The sequence below is a fragment of the Neobacillus rhizosphaerae genome, assembly GCF_050477885.1.
Lineage (GTDB): Bacteria > Bacillota > Bacilli > Bacillales > Cytobacillaceae > Neobacillus > Neobacillus rhizosphaerae_A.
In genome coordinates, this window is the sequence record NZ_JBCNAC010000151.1 from 1 (window position 1) to 26,059 (window position 26,059).

Consider the following 26,059-nt stretch of genomic DNA (forward strand, 5'->3'; position numbering starts at 1 on the left):
CCCGATGAAAGTATATCCAGCGAGAGAAAAATGGGACTGGACAAAATATGGGTATAGAGGACCGCGATAATCACGAAATACGTACGAGGGACAGTCCCCCGGCGCTTTAGCGCAACGGGGGACTGTCCCCAAAAATCACAATGGTGGCAGATCAATTTTTCCTTCTTCGAACAACACTTTAAGCATGTGTTTCGTGTAGCCTGCCGCTTGAGCGAAGGTGATATTGGCTGGCATTGGCGCCTCATCTGCATCAACAACCACATCAATGATACAAGGCTTACGCTGTTTCACCGCTTCATGGAAGGCTGGTCCTAAGTCCTCTGGACGCTCCACACGGTAACCAACCCCGCCACACGCCTCAGCATACTTAGCAAAGTTCGGATTCTGCAGATCCGTTCCAAATTCAATATTCCCCATGACCTCTTGTTCAAACTTAATCATCGCAATCTTATGGTTGTTTAACACCACAACGACAATTGGAAGTTGATACTTCACAGCCGTGACGAAATCATTCATCGTCATTCCAAATCCACCATCACCGCAGATCGCAAATACTTGTTTATCTGGATACGCTATCTGCCCGGCAAGCGCCCCCGGAAGTCCGCAACCCAGTGTCGCGAGCCAGCTGGAGATAATCATTTTTTGATGGGTCATATGAAAATGACGAGCCATCCATACCGTCACATTTCCTACATCCACCGACAACACCGCATCCTCTTCTGCAGCCTCCTGCAAGGCACGAATCACACGCTGCGGCTTGATTGGAATAGTGTCGACCTCTTCCTGTTTTTCCAATCGGCTCCACCAATTTTTCATCGTCTCCTGGCATGCTTCTAAAAATTCGCGATTCTCATTCGCACGGACATTTTCTATCAACCAATCAATCGTCAAGCCTGCGTCACCAGCCAATCCCACATCCACAGGATACCGCTTCCCAATTTGGTAGGGATCGATATCAATTTGAATCGTCTTTGCATGATCTGGCAAAAAGCCCGTAAACGGAAAGGAAGTTCCAATCATTAAAAGCAAATCCGTTTCCTGCATCGCTTCATAGGCAGCCTTTGTCCCAATCAAGCCCAGTCCGCCTAAACAGTATGGGTGTTTATCCGGAATGGCCCCCTTACCCGGCAAGGTCAACACAATCGGTGCCGCCATCTTTTCCGCAAACCCGAGCAACGTCTCCCGAATGCCATGTGTTCCTCTTCCAGCAAGAATCACAGGCCTCCCAGCAGCATGAAGTAATTCCTTCGCTCTCTGTAAATCTTCCTTCAACGGAAGAATTTCCTGCTGGGCTGTAAAACTAGAGGTCACACGCGCTTCCTTTCCTACCTCAAACCGCGGTATATCATCCGGAATGGTCAGGACTGCCACCCCTTTGCGGGCATAGGCTGTACGGATCGCTTGATTTACGACGGCCGGAAGCTGTTCAGCCGACATAATCCGCTGATTGTAGACCGCCACATCATCAAACATCCGCTCCAGGTTTACCTCTTGGAAGGAATCCGTCCCTAACAAATCGGATTCCACTTGTCCAGTCAGTGCTAGCACGGGTACTTTATCAAGCTTCGCATCATATAATCCGTTTAAAAGATGAATCGCACCAGGACCGGCAATCGCGGTACAAACCCCAATCTTCCCGGTCAACTTTGCATAAGCCGCAGCAGCAAGCGCCCCTGCTTCTTCATGCCGAACCTGAATAAACTTTATCTTGTCCTGCGCTTTCCGAAGCGGTTCAATAATCGAGTTGATTGAATCACCTGGCATCCCATAAATATGATCCACACCCCACTCAATCAATAACTCAATCAACTTCTCCCCAGCAGTTGGCTTAAACATGTTTGAAACCCCCTTTAATTTGGGGACAGTCCCCCACTACGTTAAAGCAGCGGGGGACTGTCCCTTCACCTTATTGACGAAGCTCTTGCATTTTCTTTAACACAAGAGGATAGAAGTTTGTTCTGGCACTCTCAGTGGAGTTCCCTCCGAAGAAACCTGTCCCGGGGCATGTTTTCACCGAGTGTCCAGCACTGTTATCTAACACTCGTTCTCCTGTGTTCATATCCCACCAGTGATGATAGGTAATCGTGTCAACCGAAGGGGTTAAACCGAACTTCATACTCAGCACGGCCGCGACAGTCACAATCGTTTCCCTTTGTGCATCCGTCATCCCATCGCCCCCTTGATCAAAGTTCCCCACATTTTCAATGGTCAGCGAGTCCGATTCTATCGCTTCTCGCACGGCTGGATTTTGGAACGCAAACGAGCCTTCAGGAGCCATGTTAATCGGACGGCAAACTGCTACCTTTCCATCTGGAAAGGTCGTTAAGTTTTGACTAATCGTCTTCCATTTCATCTCCTGGACATGGTACTCCTCCATGCCCTTCAACAAGCCGAAATGATTGGAGCCATTAAAGCTCTTGTAAGAAGGCTGATAGGTATGATGCTCCTGAATCTTTCCTATCTTTCTGGTGAATCGATTGTGAAACAACCAATCCTTAAACTCATCTCTAGTCATCAAAATATACTGCCCCTGCATCGCCAATCGCTTTTGTGGAATCTTCAATTTTTGTCCCACCAAAATTAAATCGGACGAAAGGCCATTGGTTGTGACAATTAGCGGGACAGTCGAATTATAAGCAGCAGCAATCTTCCACAATGTATCCCCCGCTACGACTTCATACATCGGTGGGACCCACAATCTCTGACCAACTAACAATAAATCCGATACCAAGCCATTGCTCGCTTTTAGTTCTTCCACCGTCGTACCATACTTGACGGATACTCCCCATAACGTATCTCCTGCTTTCACATCATAAATATTGCGAAAGTCACCACCCGCAGCAGAAACAGAGGCAGGAGATTCATTCATCGCTAGTAAAAGAATGGAACAAAATAAAGACACCCAAAATTTTCGCATCTCATAATCCTTTCATTATTCATTTATTGCTATTTAATAGTCTGAAAAACAGAATGAAAAATTATGCAAAAGATAATAAAAATGGGGACAGTCCCCCCCTGCGCTAAAGCGCCGCGGGACTGTCCCCTTTTATAACAGAAATATTTTGTGTATAATAGATATATACTAAAAAAGGAGAAGTGCTCCAACACTTCTCCCTTGCAACCGACCCGTCAAGGGGATGGTTGTCCTACAAAGTTATTTTCTTTGAGAACCACCCTCTACCTTCCGACGGCGTAGGGTGGTTTTCTTGTGTTCAAGTATGTTCCTACGAAAGATATAAGCGATGACTTCCCGCACAATCCCCTTCAGAACCTCAAGAATAAATTCAAGAAAGATCTCTATGATTATCACCCCCTTTCCTAATAAAGAAACCATAAGAAGGAAAGAAGACTGACAACCACCCACCCTAACAATATTCAGTTGCTCCTCCATTCTATCATTTTCCACTTGGACAAGAAAATGATTTTTGAAAATTCACAAAAAGAGGGACAGTCCCCCGCTGCGCTAAAGCGCCGGGGGACTGTCCCCAAACTCATACTATCCTTTTATAAACACAGTCTTAATAGCAGTAAAGAATTCTTTTGCCGCTTCTCCTTGTTCGCGGGAGCCTGTGCTGGATGCTTTCATGCCACCAAATGGTGCTTGCAGTTCTACACCGGCACTTTCAGCGTTGATTCTTACCAAGCCCGCTTCGATATCATCTACGAATCGGAGCAAAGATTGGATGTTGGATGTAAAGATAGAGGCACTCAATCCATATTTCGTATCATTTGCAATCTCAATCGCTTCTTCAAACGAAGCCGCTTTGATTAAAGCAATGACAGGACCGAAGATTTCTTCTTGGGCAATCGCCATATGTGATTTTACATTCTCAAATATAGCTGGAGAAACATAGAACCCGTTGTCATATTCGTCCCCTTTTAGCACTTCTCCACCTAATACCAAAGAAGCGCCTTCCTCTTTTCCTTTTTCTATATAGTATTGTACAGTCTTAAATTGGCTCTCACTTGCACAAGGCCCCATCCAAATCCCGGCTTGTAACCCATTACCCACCGTTATTTTTTTGGCTTCATGTATCAGCTTCTCTTTAAATTCATCATAAACAGCCTCTTCCACAATTACCCGGCTAGATGCCGTACACTTTTGTCCAGTCGAACGGAACCCACCACTAAGGACAGCTTCGACCGCCATATCAAGATTGGCATCCTTACTTACGATAACTGGGTTTTTCCCGCCCATTTCTAACTGAAATTTAATGCCTCGATCAGCTGCCACTTTCGCTACATTTTTACCTACGCCTTCCGAGCCCGTAAAGGTAATTGCATTTAATAAAGGATGTTCAATTAACCCCTGACCAATGACAGACCCTGATCCAGTAATAAAGTTAAGAACCCCTTCAGGAAACCCCGCTTTTACAAAACATTCCACTACCTTAGCAGCAGTAACTGCAGCCTCTGTTGCTGGTTTTAATATGATCGTATTTCCGTATACAAGAGCCGGCGCTATTTTCCAAATCGGAATGGCTACTGGAAAATTCCATGGAGTAATGACACCTACCACCCCAAGGGGAACCCGTTTGGTAAACATTAACGCATCTTTATCAGAAGAAGGAATGACGTCACCCTCTTTACGCATGCCTTCACTTGCATAATAGCGAAGAATCGCCACTCCCCTGGCAGTTTCCCCTTTCGCCTCAGGAAGTGTTTTTCCCATTTCCCTTGTCATCGTCTCAGCGACATCATCAAGATTCTCTTCAAGGATATTAGCTGCTTTAAATAACAACTGTCCTCGTGCCGCTTGACCAAGCTTACGCCACATTTTCTTTGCTTGATTCGCAGCTTCCACCGCGCGGTTCAAATCTTCCTTGGTAGAATTTTGAACGAAGCCCACGACCTCCTCCTTGTTGGCAGGATTAATGCTTTCAATCGTTTCTTTTGATTGTGACTCCACCCACTCATTATTAATAAGGTTTTTATGAATTTCTGCTTTAAAAATGGTTTGCATCATTACTCTCCCCTCTCCTGTTTATTAAAAAGTTGGTCCAATTCTCCAAATCCCAAAATCGTGTTGTTTCAAAATTTCAGCCTTGGTTAATTTGCCTGAAGATACGTGAATAATTTCATCAAAAATCCGCTGGCCGACTGAATCAATCGATTCTTTTCCTTCAATAATCGTTCCCGCATTCATATCAATATTCTCTGACATTCGTTCAAAAATCCCCGTATTGGTTGATATTTTAATAACAGGAGCAATAGGAGAGCCAGTTGGTGTCCCCCTGCCTGTCGTAAAAAGAACCACTTGAGCGCCGCCAGCTACCATTCCTGTCATCTGCTCAATATCGTGCCCTGGGGTATCCATCCAAACCAACCCTTTTTTAGTAGGAGGCTCTGCATAGTCAATAATCTCTTGTAAAGGTTTGCTTCCAGCTTTTGTAGCTGCACCTAACGATTTTTCCTCAAGTGTGCTCAGACCGCCCCTTTTGTTTCCTGGGCTAGGATTCCCCGTACGAATATCCACACCCATTTGCAAAGAGCGATTTTCCATCGCATGGATAATCTGATACGCTTTTTTGGCAATTTTATCATCGACTGCCCGTTCGGCTAATAAATGCTCCGCCCCAATTAACTCGGTCGTTTCTGCTAAAATAGCTGTACCGCCGCGGTCAATAATCATATCACTGACAAACCCAACCGCAGGATTGGCAGATAAACCCGAACACGCATCGGAGCCACCACACTCTGTTCCAATAATCAGTTCACTAATATCACATAGCTCTTTCATTTGCGCCGAAGCATCTTGTACCATTTGCGCTGCAATCTTGGCTCCCTCAGCAATCGCCGATAACGTCCCGCCATGGTCTTGAATAGATACCACTTTTACAGGTTTATTGGTTTTTGCTAGTTCCCCTGCCACACTTCTCGCTTGATGAGTTTCGCAGCCAAGACCTAAGACCACCACTCCGTATACATTCGGATTGGCACCCATTCCCACATATGTACGAAACGTTTGCTCATAATCAACTCCAACTTGCGCACACCCATGCTGATGGATAAACGATACCGTTCCCTGAACCAATTCCGTAATCTGTTTGGCTGCTTGAGTAGCACAGGTAATAGTAGGTAAAATTAACACATGGTTACGGACCCCCACTCTTCCATCCGGTCTTCGGTATCCCCAAAATTTATTATTAGTTAATTCCAACTTGGTCACCCCTTCCGCGTATACCTTCAATATTATGAATATGAACATGATCTCCCGCTTGAATGTCCTCTATGGATCTTCCAATCACTTCGCCATATTTTACGATATTCGTCCCTTTTGGAATGAGCGTAACAGCATACTTATGACCGAACTCAATATCTTTGAGTACTTTTACCGTAACCTGCTTATCCTGACAAGTGAGGGTAACATTCACATTTGCCGGAATAAATTCCAGTGCGGTTGCCACATTATCTTGTGGTTTAATCATCACAGCTTTATAGGTACTATCCATCTTGTAATCGCTCCTTCTTCAAAAGATTAATAAAGAGCAGCCTGTTTATTTACCGGCGCTTTCACAGGGTTACTCAGCACGCCTATGCCAGGAATCTCTATTTCTATTAAATCGCCATCCAGTAACGTAAATTCGTTTGGCGGAACGATACAAGTCCCTGTTAATAGCACAGTTCCATCAAAGATCTCATTATCTCTTAAAAGATAAGAGACTAATTCATCGTATTTTCTTTTTAATTGATTCGTATTGGCGAAACCTTCTACCACCTTTTGACCGTTTCGAAAAATTCTACAATGGATATCAAGCTGGTATGGATTTTCAACCGCGTCTGCTAAAAGAAGCGCTGGTCCAATAGAGCAAGAATGCTTCCAGATTTTTGCCTGAGGAAGATATAGTGGGTTTTCACCTTCGATATCCCGGGAGCTCATATCATTTCCAATCGTATAAGCTAGGATGTCCCCTGTTTTATTAATCACCAGTCCTAGCTCTGGTTCAGGAATTTGCCAAGTCGAATCACTACGTATATACACTTCGGTATTAGGTCCTACTAATCTAGCAGCAGTAGATTTCATAAAAAGTTCTGGGCGTTCTGCGTCATACACCTTGTCATAAAAAGTACTAGCATCCATTTTTCCAGCTGTTGCCTCATAATTACGAGCATCTTTACTTCTTTCATAGGTGACACCTGCAGCCCAAACTTCAGGAGCCTCGATCGGCGCCAGTAAAGTGAGTTCCTCTACTTTCAGCTTTTCTGGCTGTTCATCTTTTATCACTTCTTGAAGAAGAGACAAAGGGGTTTGATTCGTATTTTGAGCATATTCAACTAACTCCATAAAGCCTTTATATGAAAGATTATAAACCTCAGATTGTTCCGTTAAAGCAGCCAAAACTGGGAGGCCTTTTTCATTTTCGTATCGAATAACCCGCATAGCTCATTCTCCTTTTTTATCTAAATTCTTTGGATCATAGATACAAGACTGCGATCCGTTACATTAATAATCCTGGTAACCACATGGATATGATTGGTACAAATGTGATAAGTAATAACGCGATGATTAGGACCACGTAAAATGGGATAACTTCTTTTAGAAACTCCTCTATTTTTACATTAGCTGTCGAACAAACGGTAAAAATAGCCGTCCCTAATGGTGGGGTGATGGTCCCGATCCCAATATTAAATAAGAAAATCATTCCTAAATGAACAGGATCAATTCCATAAGCCTGACCCATCGGTATAATTAATGGGGTTAAAATAACAATTGCCACGTTTCCTTCAATAAACATCCCTAAGATTAAGAGGAAGATATTTAAGATAAGGAGAAAAGCAATTGGTGTGCTCACCATGTCAGTTACGTACTCAGTTGCTATTTGCGGAATCCTTTCCCATGTAAGAATCCAACCAAAGGCAGAACCTGCTGCAATAATGATTAAAATGGAGGCAGATGTGAATACCGATTCTTTCAGAGCGTCTTTTAAATGAGGAAGTTTCATTTCTCTATAAAAAACAAAACCAATGAATAACGCATATACAATCGCTACCGCTCCAGCTTCTGTTGGAGTAAATACACCGATACGAATCCCACCGATGATGATCACTGGCAGCAATAGTGCGAGAATCGCATTCTTTGAAGCAATGGCAACCTCTTTAGGACGTGCCATCTTTTCTCTCACTGGAAGGTACCCTCTTCTTTTGGATACGATATGGACAGCAACCATCATAAGAAGACAAGTCATCAATCCAGGCAAAACACCTGCCATGAAAAGCTTCCCAATTGAAACATTGCCGATATAACCATATAAAATCATCCCAATACCAGGAGGAATTAAAGGAGTAATAAGAGATGAAGCACCAATGACAGATGCAGAGAATCCTGGAGCATATCCCTTCTTAAGCATTTGTGGGTGCATCATTTTCGCTTGCATGGCAGCATCGGCTAAACCTGATCCGGATAACCCTCCCATAATCGTACTTAGCACAATACTTACCTGAGCCAATCCTCCAGGAAGATGCCCGGTGATGGTTTCAGCAAAATCAGCTATTCTACGTGTAATGCCTGTATAGTTCATTAACACACCTGCAACGACAAAAAACGGGATAGCTAGAAGTGGAACAGATTCAATTCCTGCTATCATTCGTTGAGCAAGAAGCATAGGTTCTACTTGCTGTGAAAGTAAAAAATAGAGTAAACAGCTTCCGATAATAGCATAAGCAACGGGAATACCTATCAAAAACAAAGTAAGTAAGGAGATGGAAGTGATAGCGACTGTCATAGATTCGCCTCCTCCTGTGATGTAGTCTGAAATTCGTTGATTCGATTCGCAGTGGATTTTAATTCATTCTTCCACTTGCTAATTCGGGAAATGATATGGATAGCAGAGAAAACCCCGCTTAATACCACTGCAACATCAATGTAGATATAACTGATTCGTAAAACGGGAGTTAATCTAGTTGAAGCTTGAGCTGCTAGTTGGCTACCTAAGTAAATAAAAACAAATAAATTGATGAAAGTAAGTAGAATGTCCCTAAACAAAAGGACGGCTTTTTTCAAAGAAGGTCTAAGTTTTTCCACAAAATACTCAATTCCCACATGTCCATTTTCCCTTTCAACCACACTGGAACCGAGGAATGTAAACCAAACAAATAAGGCTAAGATCATCTCTTCTGTCCATTTTAAGGGCTCACCTAATACAAACCTCATAAAAACCCCAACAACGGCCACGCTAATGATTAAAATAAGGGATATGGAAGCGAAAACGCTGTCTAAATGAATCACCCAACGCCCCAATCGTTTTAACATCTGTACAGTCACCCCTTTGTCAGACTATGTATAGCAGAATCATGAAAAAATTTTCTTGGTGGTAGGAAGGGAACTTCGTTTCCCTCCCACCTGTTCATGTAAAAATTAGGACCCTCGTATTATTCTTTTATGATTTTTTGAATCTTATCGTATAATCCAGGGCTCCAGTCTGTCATTTCTTTATATACTTCTTTAGTGGCTTCTTTGAAGGCTGCCTTGTCTGGCTCAATTACTTTTACCCCTGCACCCTTTAAATCTTTCAATACAGTATTCTCTGATTCTTTAACTTTCTCACCCATGAACTTCCCTGCTTCATCACCAGTTTCCTTTAGAACCTTCACTACGTCATCGGGTAGTGTTTCAATATAGGACTGGCCGGCGAGCCATTGAATAATCATATTGGTATGGCCAGTTAAAGAAACATATTTCGCCTTCTCGTAGACCTTAGAACCATAAATAACAGGGAGCGGATTTTCCATACCATCGATCACACCTTGAGCAATAGAAGGATATACTTCTCCAAGTGGAAGTGGAGTAGCCGTAGCCCCCATTTTCTCCATGATTTTAATAGATAATGGATTACTTGGAACACGCACTTTCATCCCTTTTAAATCCTTTGGTTCCTTCACTGGTTTCGTCGTGATTAGGTGACGGTCACCATAAATCCATTTTGTGGTGACAATATGGATTCCTTTTCCTTGTAAGTCTTTTTCTAGCCCTTTAAACCACTCGCTATCTGTTACTTTAAATAGGTCCTCATAGCTGTCAGTTAAATAGGGTGCAGAGAGAATTCCAATATCAGGAACATAGTCCATTAAAAAGCTCGCATCCGCAATATGCACAATATTGGCACCCGTTTTCATCTGTTCAATTACGTCCTGCTTTGAACCAAGCTGTGAACTAGGATACAGTTCAATTTTAATTTTCCCTTTACTTTTTTCCTCCGCAAGCCTCTTCCATTCCTTTGCGGCTAAATCAATCGGCTCTCCTGGTTGATTTTCATAACCGATTTTAACGGTATACACTTTCTGTTCCTTTGAATCACTGTTTGCCTTTTCTTTTCCACACCCAGCTAACACCATCGAAATACAAAAACATAACACCAATAGAAATGCTGAACCCCTTTTTAACATCTTTCTCCCCCCAATGGAAAAATTAAATGAATTGTAATCACTTACATCTTTAACTATTAAACATTAAACCCGTTGGCTAGTTACTGGTTTTCCTCGCTCTTCAAAGGCTGAACGCGGAAAGATAAGCTGATTGGTTAACACACCTAGTTTTTCAATCTTAATTGTTACCTCATCCCCATCTGTTAACCAATCCTGCTCTTCTTGCGGAAGACCAAGAATGACTCCTTCAGGTGTCCCAGTGATAATGAGGTCACCTGGCTCTAACGTCATATAGGTAGAAATATAGCTTACTAGCTCATCACAATAAAAAATCATGTCAGAGGTATTAGAGGATTGTCTTACTTCACCGTTTACAATCGTTTCAATTTTTAATTGATTCGGGTCACCTACTTCATCTGCAGTGACTAAGTATGGTCCAACAGGACAAAATCCATCACAGCTTTTTCCTAAGAGCCACTGATTGGTGCGAAATTGAAGGTCTCTGGCAGAAAGATCATTGGCATTGCAATAGCCGGCTACGTAATCCAAGGCTTGTTCTCTTGAAACACCTTTTGCCTTTTTACCAATAACGATTCCAAGCTCTGCTTCGAAATCAACCTGCTTTGAATCTGCTGGAAGCTCCACCTTTTCATTGTGACCAGCAAGAGAATTGCTAAATTTGTTAAATAAAATAGGTGTTTTAGGGACATCCATATTGGATTCTTTTGCATGTTTGCGATAATTCAAACCAACACAAATAATTTTTGCTGACTTCGGTACACATGGGGTAATTTCTAAGCTGTGCTCTTGGTAGGTAAGTTCACCTTGATTCTTGTACGAGTGAACAAATTGTTGGAAAAATTCCTTGGAGTCTTCGTCTGATTGTAGCCATTGTTCTAAAGTAAGTGGGATATCATGAGGTTCTTTTTCTTTCGCTGCTTCCCAAGCCTTTTCAATATCTAAAATGCCGGCATCTGTTTTTACACCAAATCTAAGCTTGTCACTTGTGTGTACTTTAAAATTTACTAGTTTCAAATTTTTTACCTCCTACATGTTTTAAGCCATCTTTCCAAAGGTTACCCCGCCATCGATATACAAAGGCGACCCCATCATAAAACTAGAATCTTCAGAAGCTAGGAAAAGGGCGGCTTTTGCCACATCATCAGGACGTCCTAAATCACCACTTAATTGTCTTTTCTTAATACTGTTTAATCCTTCTTCATAATCCTCGTAGGATGATTGCAAATATTTTTCTACAAATGGAGTGAGAATGGTACCTGGTAAAAGAGCATTGACTCTAATGTTGTATGGAGCATAATCGACTTGCATGGATTTGGTTAATGAAAGTATGGCTCCTTTTGTTGCCGAATAGGATGCCCTGCGAGCCAGTCCCATTTCTGCAATACAGGAAGACATATTTATGATGGTTCCGCCATGCTGCTGCATCATATGCGGTAACACATATTTACAGGGAAGAAAGACACCTTTCATGTTGACATTGACGACCTGGTCCCATAACTCTTCACTTGTTTCATGAACAGCTCCAACACCAGAAACACCTGCATTATTAAAAAGAACATCGATCCTTCCTACTTTTTGAATCACTTGATTAACCATTTGTTCTACTTCTTTTGCATCTGTAACGTCCGCTTGTATGAAAGTCGCTTGATCACCTGCTTCGATAATCTCTTGTACTGTCTCATTTCCAGCATCACGTGATAAATCATTGACGATGACATGGGCACCCTCTTTAGCAAATAGGATAGAGGTAGACTTTCCTATCCCAGAGCCTCCTCCAGTAATTAAAACCACCTTATTTGTTAGCCTCATTATGTATCCACCTCCTTTAAGATTTAATTGGAGTCACAAAGCCCGCTTTCAAAGAAATCCTTCTAGCTAGATCGATAATCTCTGCTTCGGCAATTTTTTTCTTTTCCTCCCATTTTGAAAGGAGAATGGTTGCACTAACAGAAGCAACGATTCGGTTTTCGTGATTAAAGATGGGGGCTGCCACACAATAGAAATCTTCCACTGCCTCTTGGCACTCAGTGATTACTCCATTTTCTTTAATACTTTCGATTTGTTCCCATAGCTCATCAACTTTTGTAATGGTATACGGGGTCTTAGGCTTTAAGCTTTCCTCGCGATATAGCGCTTTCAATTCTTCCTTTGTATATTGAGAGAGTTGAACCTTCCCCATGGCCGTTGCATGGGCTGGATATTTCATTCCCGGGTCTGTAGACACTCTCACAGCGGATGTGCCTTCTTTTTTTGCCAGATAGACAATTTCGGTTCCATCGAGTATCGAGAGCTGAAGCGTTTCATCCAATCGTTTATTGGTTGTATGCGCTTCCAAATTAAAGGTAGGTATAAGATCAAATTGTTTAAAGTAATAAGGCGTAAGGATCCCTAGTTTTATGCCAAGTGAATAGGTACCATCCTTCTCTCTCTTAACCCAATTGAGGGCCTCTAACGTGTTTAATAGGGAAAACATCGAGCTTTTATTGATGTTAAGTTCATTTGAAAAATCAATTAACCGATATTTCTCTGGATGATGGGCGATAATCTCTAAGATTTTATCGACACGCTCTATTGCAGGCACCCAATATTTTTTTTCCATGTCATCAAGACCTTTCAACATTGAATGGATATGGTTTATTATAATAAACCGAGTTTATTATAATGATTAAAAAATTAACTTGGTTTTTTATAGTAAACCAAGTTTTTTATACTGTACAACCTACACTTAATATATCATGGGGATTTTCACTAGGCAATAGGTATATTGTAAATTTTCTGAATTATAAAATAAGGGGACAGTCCCCCGCTGCGCTAAAGCGCTGGGGGACTGTCCCCAAAACTTAGTTACTCAAATATACAACTCCATCGCTTCGTTCTACATGGAAAGTCAAATCATCCTCCGCCCGAAGCATGCTAGCCGCATCCTTATATTGATCCGATCGAATGGACAGACCATATCCCTTATTCTCCGGATACCCATAAATATAGCAAACTACTTTTCCGTCCTTCATAAACACTATCTGATCCATTCCCTCATTGACAGTCTCACTGATTCGATCCCATTTATACCCTACCGTTTTATAGATTGATTCCTTCCTCGTATACGGTGGGAAGGAATAGACGATGTCCCAGTCAAATGGCGTGACATCACTTAAATCGACACTGTCAACGGAAGGATCAACCGCTAGCACTTTCTCTTTCAACAAATCTTCGTTTCGATCCCAAACGTCCTTATGAAAAATAACCCTCACAGCAGTCCCTATCAGAACCAAAGCCACTACCACTATCAGGATCTTAAATTTCTTCATGCCCTGCTCCTCCGTGTCCTATCTCATCTCATTACAGTTGCCTACGTTCCCCATCAGACCGAATGATGATATTAAACCCGTAAATTTCCCCGCCATCCATACGGGTGCCTTGCTTGGAAATATCAATATTCGTCTCAACTTTTACGACCTTCCGTTCCTTTCCTTTTAACCTGACCATATAGGGAGCATGGCTATTCATCAGCTCTTTATTCGGAAAGGAATCAAAAGCGTTAAATTCAACAGTGAACTCGACACCCTCGTCATTGTGATTTTCAAGTGGAAGCTCACAAACCATGTGCAAGGTTGTCTCATTTATTTTTTCAAAATGACATTTACTTTTATCTACATTATACGAAACCGCGTAAATACCTGTAGCGATAGTTTTTTGAAATGATGTGGCCAAAAATGGCGGAGTTAACACAAATACTAAAATCGCAAGGATCACAAAGCGAACATGGAACTTCTTTAATGATTTAACTAATAAATAAAGACTGAAAATCAATAATAATAAAGTGAATATGCCTATATAATTGATTCCACTTTTGGTTCGAAGCGGAATGTTAAATACGGTAACAAATAGGTGATCATCTGGGACTACATCTGGAAATGGAAAATTAACCGCCATTGACAGAATAAAAGGGATCAGCGCAAAATAGAGAAATTTCTTATTTTTAATCATATGGCCCACACCCGTCTATCAAAATGATTCCACACGCTTCAAAAAACTAAATCTTCATCTGAAAATGATGACAAGTAATATCTAAACCGCCCTTAAGGTAAAAACGGTGCGCATCATATCTATGTACACCTGAATCGAGATGAAATTGCTCACATTTATTGATTTTGGCTTGTTCAATTAGCCAATCCCACAAGATTTTCGCGTACCCTTTGCGCCTGCTTCCCTCATCAGTAATCAAATCATCCACATAAAAATACTTTCCCCACGCGAGCGATTCCGTCATCCGATATCCCGCTGCCGCTTTCACTTCATTATCATCAATGACCGCAACTAAGTGATATCCATTTGTTGCTTGCATACGTTTGATCTTTTCTAAAAAATCATCCTCCATTAAGTGCGGCCTCAGCTGTTTAATCGTCCTGAACGTCGACATTATTTCTTCATCTGTTTGCATAAACTTCACAATTGAACCCATTCTCTACACCCTATCTCTCTAATAATTTCCACCTAATTCCATCATTAAACAAATTCAACATGGGATAGAGTTTTTCCTTTATTGAAAAAAAAGGGGGACAGTCCCCCGTTGCGTTAAAGCGCCGGGGGACTGTCCCCAAAATAGAACTATGTTATTTACTTTTTAATAGTAGATATATATTGTTTCACGACTTCATAGACATATTCTTGGTTGGCGGCTGCTGTATTCGGGTTGTAGGCTCCGCCATTTGTTTTATTATTAGACAGAATTCGAATTCCCAAAAAGGCTACATCATAAGCATCAGCAATCTGTGCAGCGGCTGCACCTTCCATTTCTTCTACAGAGGTACCATAGTTCGTATGGAACCATTTGATTCGATCCACTTCATTATTCCAAACATCCGCTGATCCGATTGTCCCCTCGACCACTTTCCCCTTCGTATATAAATCTTTCACTGCATTCGCAGCTGCGAGTAAATCCTTATCGCCCTCGTAGTAACGTACTTTTTCAGCATTTGGGTCCGATCCACTTCCTTCAGATGCCATCAGGTCCATTGGAACCCATTGAGAAGGATCCATTCCCTCGTTTTCATTCTTACTTTCTGTTTTTAAGGAACCGATGTTAGTCGTTCTTTTTCCTAACACAATATCAAATACGTTTAACTTCGGATCATGTCCGCCAGAAGTACCTTGGTTGATAATGGCGATCGGGTGAAACTTTTCAATCGCAATGGCCGTAGCGGCTGCTGTATTTTCCATTCCCTTTCCTGTTTTTGCCACAATGACAGGGTAATTATCTATCTTTCCTTTATAAAAAACAAATGTTCCTGATTTTTCCATTTTGACCTTTTCTAATCTCTGAGCAAATTTTTCAGCTTCTATAGGCATTGGTCCTTCAATAAGGATGGGTCTCTGTGTAGCTTCTACTTTCGTTTCCTTTACAAAACTGTAGTGGGTACCTGCAACCGTCAATAATAACAGGACACAAATACTAGCCAAGGAAGCATAAAGCTTTACCATTTTGTTTTTCATACATAATCTCCCCTTTTCTCTTGTTGTTTAATATACCCGTTATGTCCAAACAAAAAGGCCTAGAAAGGCAGAATGTTTTCTACCTTCTAGACCTACAAAGTCAAAGTATACATAATGAAGCATACATAAAGAATGATGCCTATTATAGGCAGAAGCGGTTAAAAACCGAACAACTGCCAAATACTTCAACTCGTAGTCTGGTTCTTTCAATGGGAACCAGGTAGAAACGCTCAGACCATATTTCCGAGTATATACGAGTAATGATTCATTAGATGATTACCCTGTTAATATAGCAAAACCACCACAATCTATCAACCCTAAATACGAATAATAATACATAATACCTATTTAATGTTCGTATTTACTCAATAAAAGGGGGACAGTCCCTCGCTGCGTTAAAGCGCCGGGGGACTGTCCCCACTTTTTTACATATATCTATTCAGTTGCCCTACATTTTCTTCTTTTAGTCTATACAAGTTGACCGGACGGCCAATTCCGTAGGTTTGTGATTCTTTGAGGACGCCGATATGGGCTAGGAATTTTAGGTACTTTCGGACGGAGACCCTTGATATGAGGGTGATTTCGGAAATCTCATCGGTTGAGAATAGGTCCCTACCTTTTGATTTAATCACATGCATGATTGCCTGTAGAGTACTGCTCGTTAATCCTTTCGGCAGCTCATCAAGAGATTCCCCCGCTTGCTTGGGATCCGCACTCAAAATCCGTTCATCCAGCTCGTCCTGTCCAATGACTTGATGATTAGCAAAAAAGTGATACTTCTCCTTATATTGAACCAATGCTTGTTGGAAGCGCTCAAACTCAAAAGGCTTGATTAAATAATCAACCGCACCAAACCTTAAGGCGGACTGAATTTTTTCCTTGTCCGCGGCAGCCGTGATAAGAATAACATCGGCCGCCATATTTTTCTCCCTTATAAATCGCAGCAACTCCAATCCGTTCGCCCCCGGCATATAGACATCCAACAAGATAAGATCAACCTGCTCATCTTGTAGAAACTCCATCGCCGACTTCACCGTATGAACCATCCCGGCCAAGCGGAAGCCCTTCACCTCCTGAAGGTAGCGCTTATTAAAGGCTGCCACCATCGGGTCATCCTCCACAATAAGGACCTTAATCATTCTCTCACCTCTCTCGCTTCATAAGGTATACGTATTAGAACATTCGTCCCTAGCCGCAGCTTCGAATCAATTGTCAATTCTCCACCTAGTTCTTGAACGCTTTTTGCCACTAAATACAACCCATAACCACGGTTTTCCCCTTTGGTCGAGAACCCTTTTTCAAAAATTCTCTTTTGCACGTCATCGGGAATTCCCGGCCCCGAATCAAAGACCTCGATCGTTAACAAGTGATCTTCATAGGTAAAATTGACTTCAAATGTTTTTTCTACAGAATCCACCATGGCCTCAATCGCATTATCAATCAAATTGCCGATAATCGTTATCAGCTCATGAGTTGTCTTACTCGCTGCCGGCTCCGGGATAACCGTGTCGCTCTCAATGGAAAGGTCGACATTCTCCTCCCGGGCATAACTCAATTTCCCCATAATAAACCCGGCCAGCGCGGGATCCTTGATATGCTGAGTAATGCTTCCAAACTCCTGGTTCCGATAATTAACTAACGTCCGAATGAACCCCGACAGCTCCTCATAAGCCTTCATTTGGACCATTCCAAGAATGACATGAAGCCGGTTCATAAATTCGTGGGACTGCGCACGAAGGGCTTCCGCATACGTTCTTACTCCCGTCAGCTGTTCCGCTAATTGGTTCACCTCGGTCTTGTCCCGAAAGGTGGAAATGGCGCCGACAACTTGGCCATTAACGACCAACGGCACCCTGTTAACAAGAATCGATACACCGTTAATCGTTTGTTCCTCATCAAGTTCCTGCTGCCCTGTCTCCAACACATGATCCAATCGGGTGGACGGCATATACTCATCAATTTTCATCCCAATAGGGTCCTCCGAGAGCCCGGCCTTTTGAAAAATTTGTAACGCCGACTTATTAACCAACGTAATCGTGGACGAGTGATCAACCGCGATGATTCCTTCATGAACCGATTGAAGCATGGTGCTCCTTTCCTCAAGAATCTTGGCTATCGCAAAAGGCTCTAGGCCAAGCAAAATCCTCTTAATATACCTTGCTAGCAAAACGGCACCAATAACGCCAATGATGATCCCTAAAGCGGTGACAATCAGTATATTTTTAGAGCTGCGGCCAAGCGCTAAATTCACGCTCTTAAGTGAGATTCCCACGGCAACTGCCCCAATTTGTTCCTTTTTTCCATTATAAATAGGCGTAAAGGCTCGAACGGATCTACCCAAGGTGCCCTTCGAAGTGGACACGTACTCTCTCCCTTGAAGAGCGGCTTTTTCATCGCCGCCTACAAACTGTTTGCCAATCAGCTCCGCATTCGGATGTGTCTTACGGATTCCGTTCATATCCATGACAACCACAAATAGCACGTTAGTAGCCGTTTGGATTTCAGTTGTATATTGCTGAAGATCAGCCAAGTTTGCCCCGTCCTGCAGCCCATTGATGACGATGTGAGATTTGGCTACAGTTCTCGCAACAATCTGCGCCTTCTCCTCCTGATTTTTTCTGATATTCTCACTTACCGAATGGCTAATTAATAAGTCTGTAATCATAAGGGACAAAAGGACCACTATACACACGTAAAAAATAATGATCGTACTTAATCTAAACCGGAATCTATGATTTTGCACAACAAAGCCTCCATTATGTGCTGAAACTATTATTAATCACTATAAACTGTAACCGTTTTAAAAGGAAGTCATGATCATTCACTTACTTTAATTACAAAAAGATTTATAAAGTTTAAATAACTATTTTTAGTTTTCACAAAATTGTAACATGTTATTAATCTAAGAAAATGAAATCGTTTTCAAATCTATCTTAACGGGAGGCAAAGTATGAAGATTAAATTGAAAAGTCTCACCACGCAAGTCATCCTTGGTATTATTCTCGGTATTCTAGTCGGGTTTGTATTTCCTGATTTTGGTTCACAGCTGAAGGTCCTTGCAGACATATTTATTAAACTAGTAAAAATGGTCATCGCCCCAATTATTTTTCTAACGATTGTGATTGGAATTGCGGGAATGGGCGATTTAAAGAAGGTTGGAAAGATTGGCGGTAAGGCGCTGCTCTACTTTGAAATTGTCTCTACCATTGCATTAGCCATTGGAATCCTGGTTGCCAACATCATGAAAGCCGGTAAAGGTATTGATGCACACGGTGGAAAAGGGGATGTTTCCCAATATACAAAGGCGGCAGCCGAAACAAGCCACGGCTTCATGGACTTCTTCCTATCCATCATACCTGATAGCTTCATGGGCGCGTTCACGGGCGGACAGCTCCTGCCAGTTCTTCTACTAGCCGTATTGTTTGGGATGTCTCTTGCCCGCTTAGGCAAGAAAGGAAAACCGGTCATCGAGTTTTTTGAAAAAGTAACAGAAGTGTTCTTCGGAATAGTTAATATCATTATGAAGCTTTCTCCATTTGCCGCATTCGGTGCCATGGCATACACGATTGGCGAATTTGGAATCGGTTCACTGTTTTATCTTGGAAAACTAATGGGTTCTGTTTATATTACGATGGCCCTGTTCATTTTCCTCGTACTTGGCGGAATCGCAAAATTATACGGTTTCAGCATCTTCAAGTTTATCGCTTATATTAAAGAAGAAATCCTACTTGTTATTGGTACATCCTCTTCTGAAGCGGCTCTACCTAAGATGATGGAAAAGCTAGAGAAATACGGCTGCTCTAAGCCAGTAGTAGGACTTGTGCTTCCGACAGGATACTCCTTTAACCTTGACGGAACATCAATCTATCTCTCCATGGCCGCTTTATTTATCGCTCAGGCCTATGGTGTGGACCTTAGCATCTGGCAGCAGATTACCCTTCTTGCTGTATTGATGCTAACTTCAAAAGGAGCCGCTGGCGTAACAGGTTCAGGCTTTGTCACTCTTGCCGCTACACTTGCGGTATTCCCTTCCATCCCGGTAGAAGGAATGGCCCTCATCCTTGGTGTAGACCGCTTCATGTCCGAAGCGCGCGCGATTACCAACCTGATTGGGAATGGGGTTGCAACAGTTGTCATTTCTAAGACAGAAGGAGAATTTAACCCTTCACAGGAGACTGTTGCAGGAAAAATCTCTGCTTAACTATAGCAATTGTCAACAACCATATGAGCAGGCAGCCACTAGCGGTGCCTGCTTTTAATAAGTTTAATAGATGAAAAGAAAGTAGGAACGATCATGACAGCATCAATGACTACAAAAATAATAAAGACCACGTTAAAGGGAAAAGAGATTCTATCGAATCCATTTTTAAACAAAGGGGTCGCTTTTTCTAAAAAGGAACGGGAAGAGTTGGGACTAGAAGGATTATTACCTCCCCATGTTCTGAGCTTGGAGGAACAGGCGAAAAGGGCCTATGAGCAATATTCTGCCCGGACCACCAATTTGTTTAAAAATGGACTCCTATACGATTTATATAACCGAAATGTGGTTCTTTTTTACCGATTATTAAAAGATCATCTAAGCGAAATGCTTCCAATTATATACACGCCAACCGTAGGAGAAGCCATTGAACAATACTCCCACGTCTATCGCCGTCCAGGCGGAATGTATTTATCAATTGAAGATCAAGAGGGAATGCAGGCAGCGTTTAGGAACCTTGGACAGCCCAAAAATGGAATTGACTTAATCGTGGTGACGGATTCAGAAAGCATCCTCGGAATCGGTGACCAGGGTGTCGGGGGCATTAATATCGCCATCGGAAAATTAGCCGTTTATACTGCTGCGGCGGGTATTGATCCTAGCCGGGTGCTGCCGGTCGTACTCGATGTAGGGACGAACAACCAGTCTTTACTGGAGTATCCTTTTTATATCGGAAACAAATTCCCGCGTGTCCGCGGGGAACGTTATGATGAGTTCATCGATTTATTCGTTTCAACGGCAAGAAAATTCTTCCCTGAGGTGCTGCTTCACTGGGAGGATCTTGGCAACGTCAACGCACGGAACATCATAGAAAAATACGGAGATGAAATCCTTACTTTTAACGATGATATCCAGGGAACAGGCGCGGTTACCCTTGCAGCCGTGATGTCTGCTCTAAAGGTGACAAGGGTACCTTTGAAGGAGCAGCGGATTGTTGTCTTTGGACCAGGAGCGGCCGGAATTGGAAACGCCGATCAGATGGCAGAGGCGATGATCTTGGATGGCTTATCCAATGAGGAGGCGTATGCGCGCTTCTGGGCGGTAGACTTCCGCGGATTATTGACGGATGACATTCCAGATGTCCTCAAATTCCAACAGCCATACGCACGTCGGGCTGAAGAAGTCCAAGAGTGGGAGCGAAATGAAGACGGCATCATCCCATTGATGGAAGTGGTAAAAAGAGTGAAGCCGACGATTTTGATTGGTACTTCTGGACAAGCGGGTGCCTTCACGGAGGAAATTGTCAAGGAGATGGCCAAACACGTCGAGCGCCCGATTATTATGCCGATGTCCAATCCAACGGCATTGGCGGAAGCCATACCTGCAGATTTGCTTCAATGGACAGATGGCAAGGTGTTAATGGCAACCGGCAGTCCGTTTGAGAATGTTGTATACAACGGGGTCAGCTATGAAATCGGCCAATCCAATAATGCCTTTGTTTTCCCAGGATTAGGGCTCGGTGCTATTGTGGCAAAAGCAGAAATCATCTCAAAAGGCATGTTCGCTGCTGCCGCAAACGCTGTTGCAAAAATGTCTAATAGCAATATGCCAGGCGCACCCCTGCTGCCGTCCATCACTAAATTGCAAGAGGTATCAGAATACGTAGCCATCGAAGTAGCCAAGGCAGCCATCGCAGAAGGAATCGCCAAAGCCAACATTAACATGGTCGACATAGAAAAAGCAGTCTCCAGCGCCATGTGGAAACCAGAATACAAAGAAGTCAAGATCTTAGCGGTATAAAAAAGATTGGGGACAGTCCCCCGCTGCGTTACAGCGCCGGGGGACTGTCCCCAAAATGTTATTCCTTTACAACCAATCCCATCAATGCCGCAAACTGAATCGCCTGGTGAGAGGATACCTTGCAGCCCACTAGTTTTTCCATGGAAACCGTGATGGTATCAAAGGAAGAGGAACTAATATCGATTCCTTTTAGGGATGTTTGGTCAAAGTTTGCTCCATCTAGCTGGCATGATTGATAGTCCACTTTCTTAAGCTTACAATCATAAAAATCGGTATTTCTTAAAGAAACATCCTGAAAAACAACCTTCTCTAGCTTCGAATTTCCGAAGGTCGCCAAATTTAACACCGAATCCGTAAATTCAACGTTTCCAAAGCTCGACTCAGTAAAATTCACACCTACCAGCTTACAATTTTTAAACTCTACGCGATGAATAGAAGCCTTACTCAAGTTGACATTTGAAAAATCACAGTTCTCAAAACACACATCCGTAAAATCGCCACTACCAAAATCCGTTTGGTTGAACCTGCAATTCTTCACCACCGCATTCGATAACCGCACGCGATCGACCACTTCATTTTCAAACACAGAATCTACAATGGTGCACATTTCTAGCATGGAATCTTCTTCATAAAAGATATCATGGAACTTCTTAGTCGATAAATCCGGTGAAATTCTAGGTGAATCAATTTTCATACAAGTGCCTCTCTCTTTAAAATTATTTAATAAAATGGATGGATTCAGCCATTTTAATCACATCGGCTCTACTTGTTCCGCCCGAGATAGAATAGATATATCCATCACTGACCACAATTAACCGATAAACCCCATCCGCTTCAAAAGGATTGATAAGGAGGGCTTCGTGATTTCCAATGGTTAACAAGGAGCTAAAACCGGAATACCTTTTTACCAACGAATCATAAGCCCGCTTCGCAGAACCTCGTTGATTAATAGACGTTTCAATTGATAAGTATTTTCCACCTTTAACAGGGTAAGTGACACTCGCTAGAACCCGCCCCTGATCCTTCCTTGCAGCGATCTCTGGTTTTCCTGCAATCGAAGGAAGGATGACCGTAGACGGAATAACAGCTTCTTCTGTTAAAAAGCGTTCCTGATCGCTGTTAACTTTTTCGATCAAATCTTGTTCTTCCCGTGAAAACGAAACGGATACATCTTTATTTTGAATGGGTTGTTCGAAAGTACTTATTCCTTCATTATACGAGCTGCGTGATGAATGGCTGTCATTGAAATCCTCCTGTTTTACTAGAACAAAGAATATCACTAGCACGGCAGCCGCTGCACATATCCTTACAGGAAATGCAAAAGCCTTATTTCGCCTAGTTTTTAAGGAAAGCCTATGTAAATCCCTTATTAATCTCTCTTTCATCTCATCATTTTGTGCATTTTTCCATACGATATCTGCCTCGAATGGAGCTAACTCGCTATCCAATATACTACCCTTGTATGGTTTCTTCAAGCAGATACCCCTCCTTTACTAATTGCTTCTCCAATACAGGAATCGCTCGATAAAGAGTAGATTTCACCTTACTTTCAGACCAACCTAGAACCTCCGCTGTTTCTTCAATCGAAAACTCCTTAATTTTCCTCAAGATAATGACTTCCCTATAGGAATCTTTTATGGCCCCTAATGCTTTATAAAGTTCATATGCGCTCTCCTTCATTTCAATCTTTTCTTCAGGTAACGGATTTGGATCCTTCTTAAACAAAAGGGCTTCTTTTAAAAACAATATCGGTTTCCGTTTTCGGATAAAATCAATGGTTATATTATGCGCAATACTATAAAGCCATGTTTTTGGGTTGGATTGACGCCGGAAGGAATCATAATGAACATACGCCTTTAAAAAGACCTCGTGCCTCAAATCTTCTGCCTGCTGATAATCTTGTATCATCATAAAAATATACTTAAAAATAGGTTCGTTAAACTCCTCATACCATACTAAAATTTCTCTATCTCTATGATCCGACACCTTCATCCCCCCTTTTTTAAGAGCTTTGTTGTTTAGACGTTTATCCTTTAGAAAAGTTTTACGGGATTAAAAAAAAAGGGGGACAGTCCCCCGCTGCGTTAAAGCGCCGGGGGACTGTCCCCAAAACAAAACTATTCCTTACATCTTCCCATCATATAAGTGTTATAGTATTTTCCGTCTGAGAGGATTCGATCGTTTTTCATTAGACCTTCGATTTCAAAGCCCAGTCTTTTATACATTTCAATGGCTTTTTCATTCGTTTCAACAACACCAGCTAACACTATTTTTTTAATGCCGTTGGCGTCAGCCCACGAAATGGTCTCTTTCATTAGATTCTTTCCAATCCCATATCCCCAGTAATCTTTCAATACACCTAACCCAAATTCCACTTTATGTAAAAATCTTTTTAAATCAGAACCTTCACACCTTGAATAACCTACGATTCGCCCTTCCACTTCTGCAACTAAAAATAAGCGTCTGAGATGGTTAGTATCCGTTTCAATAATCTTTTCAAAACCGGCCTGGTCTATGAACGCCTCTCCCTTTTCTCTGTCCATATTTTCGGTTTCACCATCAATCTCTACTCTTAATTCTGACAAATCTCTTGCGTCTCTTTCCACAGCAGATCTAATCACGTAGTCTAATGCTTTAACATTGAAATTTCGTTGATTAATAATCATGAAAATCACTCCAGTCCTTTAACGTTTTCAGCCACAATTCACTTGATGAGAAAAACTATTATACTTCTAATCACGAAAATAAAAAAGAAAATAATTACATATTTTGATTTATTTGTTTTTTAGTAGAGATATTTCATATTAAAAGGATGAAACCGCAGCGATCTCATCCCTCATCTTTTCCCCCTGACATACTAATCAGGGACAGTCCCCCGCTGCTTTAAAGCAACGGGGGACTGTCCCCATTTTTTACCATAGTTTTCCTTCCCCTAACTCAAGGAACACATCAGCCTCTACATAATCTCGTTGATTCTCTTGGGCTTTTATAGAGAAGAACTTCATCATGACAGACAACTCAAAGGAATCACTTCTTAATGGAACCTCTCTTGAACCGCCTACTAAACAAGCCTTCTCTAAATGCGCCCATCCACACTGACGATAAAAATGGACCAATTTAGGGTCACATGTAAACATTCCAATATCTGCATGATTCTTCTCAATAAAAGTAGTAGCTTCTTTCACAAGTGATAACCCATACCCTTGATTTCGATAAGATGGATGGGTAAGGACCTCACTAAGTCCAAATACTTTATATGTCTTTCCTTCATGCAGTACATGTTTCCATGGAACAGAAACATGGCTGATCACGAGGTCATCGCTGAGAAGAACCAAGGAGGTGGAATTTATTTCAGGAGTTTCGTTCCAGACGGACTGTTCATCTCTTCCCACAAATGCTTGGGGCCATTCCTTTTTCATCAAAGCCAACACTTGTTTTTTTATTGGGAGAGGACACTCCTCTTTGGGAAAATGCAACGTGGTGATCATTGAAGTATTCTCCTTTTACTATTAAATTTCTTTTTTCGACAATCCTTTCCACCATCCGATACTAAACAAACGTTTGATTAGTAAAGATCAAAACCTATATCAACAAAGGATATTTGCACCTAAAACACACAGAAAATTGTCGAAAGCTGGTTTTACTCAAGGAAGAGAAAGGTCGACCCTTCATGAAGAATCGCCTGGTTCATTAAAATTAACTTTAATTAATCAATACATTCTATGTTATTTTCCCGGCACCATTCTATCGCTATTTCCTTGAAACACTCAGTACGATAGGAATACCATTGATCTTCTATGCCCAAATCAATTATGTTGTCCTTAAATCTTCTAAAGGCACCTTTTCCCTTAATTGTCCTAAGTAAGCGATCCTGCTTTCGTTGATCCCGAACTGTAAAACAGAAGTTTTCCATTATGTCATATTCATTCACATCGTATTTCGTGGGTAACTCTATGTAATCTTCAAAGTTCTCCACCACATCCATGGCAATCATTCTATTCTCTTGTTGCCAATCAGGTAAGTCATCAAAAGGTTCTTCGTTTTCAGCAGCACGCAAGTCATCCAACGTAAGCAAGACGATTTCACCTGTTTTAGTATTTAATAATGAACATGACTCTTCAAACGCTAATTCCATTTCCTCAAGGATAGCATTTAGTTTGACTTGTATTTTCATAAAAAAACCAC

26 protein-coding genes and 1 riboswitch are annotated in these 26,059 nt (G+C 41.9%); of the genes, 2 read left to right on the top strand and 24 right to left on the bottom strand.

Features of this window, described 5'->3' with window-relative positions:
• Nucleotides 1-135: 135 nt before the first annotated feature.
• The 18 genes from ABES03_RS20625 to dcuS form a co-directional block, all read right to left on the bottom strand.
• Complete coding sequence (locus ABES03_RS20625; protein WP_430120197.1) at nt 136-1,836, bottom strand: pyruvate oxidase; 1,701 nt, start codon at nt 1,834-1,836, stop codon at nt 136-138.
• 70 nt (nt 1,837-1,906) lie between these two features.
• On the bottom strand, nt 1,907-2,917 hold the full coding sequence (locus ABES03_RS20630; protein WP_430120199.1) for a LysM peptidoglycan-binding domain-containing protein: 1,011 nt from the start codon (nt 2,915-2,917) through the stop codon (nt 1,907-1,909).
• Nucleotides 2,918-3,496: 579 nt separating this feature from the next.
• On the bottom strand, nt 3,497-4,963 hold the full coding sequence (gene gucD / locus ABES03_RS20635) for an alpha-ketoglutaric semialdehyde dehydrogenase GucD (RefSeq protein WP_430120305.1): 1,467 nt from the start codon (nt 4,961-4,963) through the stop codon (nt 3,497-3,499).
• Nucleotides 4,964-4,987: 24 nt separating this feature from the next.
• Complete coding sequence (locus ABES03_RS20640) at nt 4,988-6,160, bottom strand: UxaA family hydrolase (protein WP_430120201.1); 1,173 nt, start codon at nt 6,158-6,160, stop codon at nt 4,988-4,990.
• Nucleotides 6,147-6,452: a UxaA family hydrolase gene (locus ABES03_RS20645; RefSeq protein WP_430120203.1), complete on the bottom strand. Its 306-nt coding sequence runs from the start codon at nt 6,450-6,452 to the stop codon at nt 6,147-6,149. Before ABES03_RS20645 ends, ABES03_RS20640 begins: the two co-directional genes overlap by 14 nt.
• 26 nt (nt 6,453-6,478) lie before the next feature.
• Nucleotides 6,479-7,381 (bottom strand): fumarylacetoacetate hydrolase family protein, encoded by a 903-nt coding sequence (locus tag ABES03_RS20650; protein ID WP_430120205.1) that lies wholly within the window; start codon nt 7,379-7,381, stop codon nt 6,479-6,481.
• Nucleotides 7,382-7,439: 58 nt separating this feature from the next.
• Nucleotides 7,440-8,723 carry a TRAP transporter large permease gene (locus ABES03_RS20655; RefSeq protein WP_430120207.1) on the bottom strand — a complete coding sequence of 428 codons (1,284 nt, stop codon included), beginning with the start codon at nt 8,721-8,723 and terminating at the stop codon, nt 7,440-7,442.
• Entirely contained in the window at nt 8,720-9,250 is a 531-nt protein-coding gene (locus ABES03_RS20660; protein WP_430120209.1) for a TRAP transporter small permease, read from the bottom strand. Before ABES03_RS20660 ends, ABES03_RS20655 begins: the two co-directional genes overlap by 4 nt.
• 119 nt (nt 9,251-9,369) lie before the next feature.
• Nucleotides 9,370-10,383 (bottom strand): C4-dicarboxylate TRAP transporter substrate-binding protein, encoded by a 1,014-nt coding sequence (locus ABES03_RS20665; protein WP_430120211.1) that lies wholly within the window; start codon nt 10,381-10,383, stop codon nt 9,370-9,372.
• Nucleotides 10,384-10,446: 63 nt separating this feature from the next.
• The gene (locus ABES03_RS20670; RefSeq protein WP_430120213.1) at nt 10,447-11,397 is read right to left on the bottom strand and encodes a fumarylacetoacetate hydrolase family protein; all 951 of its coding nucleotides are present in this window, start codon (nt 11,395-11,397) and stop codon (nt 10,447-10,449) included.
• A 21-nt stretch (nt 11,398-11,418) separates the two neighbouring features.
• Nucleotides 11,419-12,192, bottom strand: coding sequence for an SDR family NAD(P)-dependent oxidoreductase (locus tag ABES03_RS20675; protein WP_430120215.1), 774 nt, complete (start codon nt 12,190-12,192; stop codon nt 11,419-11,421).
• 16 nt (nt 12,193-12,208) lie between these two features.
• Entirely contained in the window at nt 12,209-12,982 is a 774-nt protein-coding gene (locus ABES03_RS20680; RefSeq protein ID WP_430120217.1) for an IclR family transcriptional regulator, read from the bottom strand.
• 241 nt (nt 12,983-13,223) lie between these two features.
• Nucleotides 13,224-13,691 carry a hypothetical protein gene (locus ABES03_RS20685; protein WP_430120219.1) on the bottom strand — a complete coding sequence of 156 codons (468 nt, stop codon included), beginning with the start codon at nt 13,689-13,691 and terminating at the stop codon, nt 13,224-13,226.
• A gap of 31 nt (nt 13,692-13,722) precedes the next feature.
• Nucleotides 13,723-14,370 carry a hypothetical protein gene (locus ABES03_RS20690; RefSeq protein ID WP_430120221.1) on the bottom strand — a complete coding sequence of 216 codons (648 nt, stop codon included), beginning with the start codon at nt 14,368-14,370 and terminating at the stop codon, nt 13,723-13,725.
• A gap of 46 nt (nt 14,371-14,416) precedes the next feature.
• Nucleotides 14,417-14,845 (bottom strand): GNAT family N-acetyltransferase, encoded by a 429-nt coding sequence (locus ABES03_RS20695; RefSeq protein ID WP_430120223.1) that lies wholly within the window; start codon nt 14,843-14,845, stop codon nt 14,417-14,419.
• A 155-nt stretch (nt 14,846-15,000) separates the two neighbouring features.
• Nucleotides 15,001-15,876, bottom strand: a complete 876-nt coding sequence (locus ABES03_RS20700) for a 5'-methylthioadenosine/S-adenosylhomocysteine nucleosidase (protein ID WP_430120225.1) — start codon at nt 15,874-15,876, stop codon at nt 15,001-15,003.
• A gap of 173 nt (nt 15,877-16,049) precedes the next feature.
• Nucleotides 16,050-16,153: riboswitch (purine riboswitch) on the bottom strand.
• Between the two features lie 148 nt (nt 16,154-16,301).
• Entirely contained in the window at nt 16,302-17,015 is a 714-nt protein-coding gene (locus ABES03_RS20705) for a response regulator (RefSeq protein ID WP_430120227.1), read from the bottom strand.
• Entirely contained in the window at nt 17,012-18,619 is a 1,608-nt protein-coding gene (gene dcuS / locus ABES03_RS20710) for a DcuS/MalK family sensor histidine kinase (RefSeq protein ID WP_430120229.1), read from the bottom strand. Before dcuS ends, ABES03_RS20705 begins: the two co-directional genes overlap by 4 nt.
• A 207-nt stretch (nt 18,620-18,826) precedes the next feature.
• Between dcuS and ABES03_RS20715 the strand changes: the two genes are divergently transcribed.
• Both ABES03_RS20715 and ABES03_RS20720 read left to right on the top strand, forming a co-directional pair.
• Nucleotides 18,827-20,077, top strand: a complete 1,251-nt coding sequence (locus ABES03_RS20715; RefSeq protein ID WP_430120231.1) for a dicarboxylate/amino acid:cation symporter — start codon at nt 18,827-18,829, stop codon at nt 20,075-20,077.
• Between the two features lie 93 nt (nt 20,078-20,170).
• Nucleotides 20,171-21,874: an NAD-dependent malic enzyme gene (locus ABES03_RS20720; RefSeq protein WP_430120233.1), complete on the top strand. Its 1,704-nt coding sequence runs from the start codon at nt 20,171-20,173 to the stop codon at nt 21,872-21,874.
• 58 nt (nt 21,875-21,932) lie between these two features.
• Here ABES03_RS20720 and ABES03_RS20725 read toward each other — a convergent pair whose 3' ends face one another.
• The 6 genes from ABES03_RS20725 to ABES03_RS20750 form a co-directional block, all read right to left on the bottom strand.
• Nucleotides 21,933-22,568 carry a pentapeptide repeat-containing protein gene (locus ABES03_RS20725; RefSeq protein WP_430120235.1) on the bottom strand — a complete coding sequence of 212 codons (636 nt, stop codon included), beginning with the start codon at nt 22,566-22,568 and terminating at the stop codon, nt 21,933-21,935.
• Between the two features lie 22 nt (nt 22,569-22,590).
• The gene (locus ABES03_RS20730) at nt 22,591-23,349 is read right to left on the bottom strand and encodes a hypothetical protein (protein ID WP_430120237.1); all 759 of its coding nucleotides are present in this window, start codon (nt 23,347-23,349) and stop codon (nt 22,591-22,593) included.
• Nucleotides 23,327-23,860 carry an RNA polymerase sigma factor gene (locus tag ABES03_RS20735; protein WP_430120239.1) on the bottom strand — a complete coding sequence of 178 codons (534 nt, stop codon included), beginning with the start codon at nt 23,858-23,860 and terminating at the stop codon, nt 23,327-23,329. Before ABES03_RS20735 ends, ABES03_RS20730 begins: the two co-directional genes overlap by 23 nt.
• A 131-nt stretch (nt 23,861-23,991) precedes the next feature.
• Nucleotides 23,992-24,540, bottom strand: coding sequence for an N-acetyltransferase family protein (locus tag ABES03_RS20740; RefSeq protein ID WP_430120241.1), 549 nt, complete (start codon nt 24,538-24,540; stop codon nt 23,992-23,994).
• Nucleotides 24,541-24,786: 246 nt separating this feature from the next.
• Nucleotides 24,787-25,362: a GNAT family N-acetyltransferase gene (locus tag ABES03_RS20745; RefSeq protein ID WP_430120243.1), complete on the bottom strand. Its 576-nt coding sequence runs from the start codon at nt 25,360-25,362 to the stop codon at nt 24,787-24,789.
• A gap of 218 nt (nt 25,363-25,580) precedes the next feature.
• Nucleotides 25,581-26,048 carry a UPF0158 family protein gene (locus ABES03_RS20750; protein ID WP_430120245.1) on the bottom strand — a complete coding sequence of 156 codons (468 nt, stop codon included), beginning with the start codon at nt 26,046-26,048 and terminating at the stop codon, nt 25,581-25,583.
• Nucleotides 26,049-26,059: the final 11 nt, after the last annotated feature.

Coding starts and splice junctions, on each gene's coding strand:
- ABES03_RS20625 (WP_430120197.1), bottom strand. CDS start 1,836: ATGTTTAAGCCAACTGCTGGGGAGAAGTTGATTGAGTTATTGATTGAG.
- ABES03_RS20630 (WP_430120199.1), bottom strand. CDS start 2,917: ATGCGAAAATTTTGGGTGTCTTTATTTTGTTCCATTCTTTTACTAGCG.
- gucD (WP_430120305.1), bottom strand. CDS start 4,963: ATGCAAACCATTTTTAAAGCAGAAATTCATAAAAACCTTATTAATAAT.
- ABES03_RS20645 (WP_430120203.1), bottom strand. CDS start 6,452: ATGGATAGTACCTATAAAGCTGTGATGATTAAACCACAAGATAATGTG.
- ABES03_RS20650 (WP_430120205.1), bottom strand. CDS start 7,381: ATGCGGGTTATTCGATACGAAAATGAAAAAGGCCTCCCAGTTTTGGCT.
- ABES03_RS20655 (WP_430120207.1), bottom strand. CDS start 8,723: ATGACAGTCGCTATCACTTCCATCTCCTTACTTACTTTGTTTTTGATA.
- ABES03_RS20660 (WP_430120209.1), bottom strand. CDS start 9,250: ATGTTAAAACGATTGGGGCGTTGGGTGATTCATTTAGACAGCGTTTTC.
- ABES03_RS20665 (WP_430120211.1), bottom strand. CDS start 10,383: ATGTTAAAAAGGGGTTCAGCATTTCTATTGGTGTTATGTTTTTGTATT.
- ABES03_RS20675 (WP_430120215.1), bottom strand. CDS start 12,192: ATGAGGCTAACAAATAAGGTGGTTTTAATTACTGGAGGAGGCTCTGGG.
- ABES03_RS20680 (WP_430120217.1), bottom strand. CDS start 12,982: ATGGAAAAAAAATATTGGGTGCCTGCAATAGAGCGTGTCGATAAAATC.
- ABES03_RS20685 (WP_430120219.1), bottom strand. CDS start 13,691: ATGAAGAAATTTAAGATCCTGATAGTGGTAGTGGCTTTGGTTCTGATA.
- ABES03_RS20690 (WP_430120221.1), bottom strand. CDS start 14,370: ATGATTAAAAATAAGAAATTTCTCTATTTTGCGCTGATCCCTTTTATT.
- ABES03_RS20695 (WP_430120223.1), bottom strand. CDS start 14,845: ATGGGTTCAATTGTGAAGTTTATGCAAACAGATGAAGAAATAATGTCG.
- ABES03_RS20700 (WP_430120225.1), bottom strand. CDS start 15,876: ATGAAAAACAAAATGGTAAAGCTTTATGCTTCCTTGGCTAGTATTTGT.
- ABES03_RS20705 (WP_430120227.1), bottom strand. CDS start 17,015: ATGATTAAGGTCCTTATTGTGGAGGATGACCCGATGGTGGCAGCCTTT.
- ABES03_RS20715 (WP_430120231.1), top strand. CDS start 18,827: ATGAAGATTAAATTGAAAAGTCTCACCACGCAAGTCATCCTTGGTATT.
- ABES03_RS20720 (WP_430120233.1), top strand. CDS start 20,171: ATGACAGCATCAATGACTACAAAAATAATAAAGACCACGTTAAAGGGA.
- ABES03_RS20725 (WP_430120235.1), bottom strand. CDS start 22,568: ATGAAAATTGATTCACCTAGAATTTCACCGGATTTATCGACTAAGAAG.
- ABES03_RS20740 (WP_430120241.1), bottom strand. CDS start 24,540: ATGATTATTAATCAACGAAATTTCAATGTTAAAGCATTAGACTACGTG.
- ABES03_RS20745 (WP_430120243.1), bottom strand. CDS start 25,362: ATGATCACCACGTTGCATTTTCCCAAAGAGGAGTGTCCTCTCCCAATA.
- ABES03_RS20750 (WP_430120245.1), bottom strand. CDS start 26,048: ATGAAAATACAAGTCAAACTAAATGCTATCCTTGAGGAAATGGAATTA.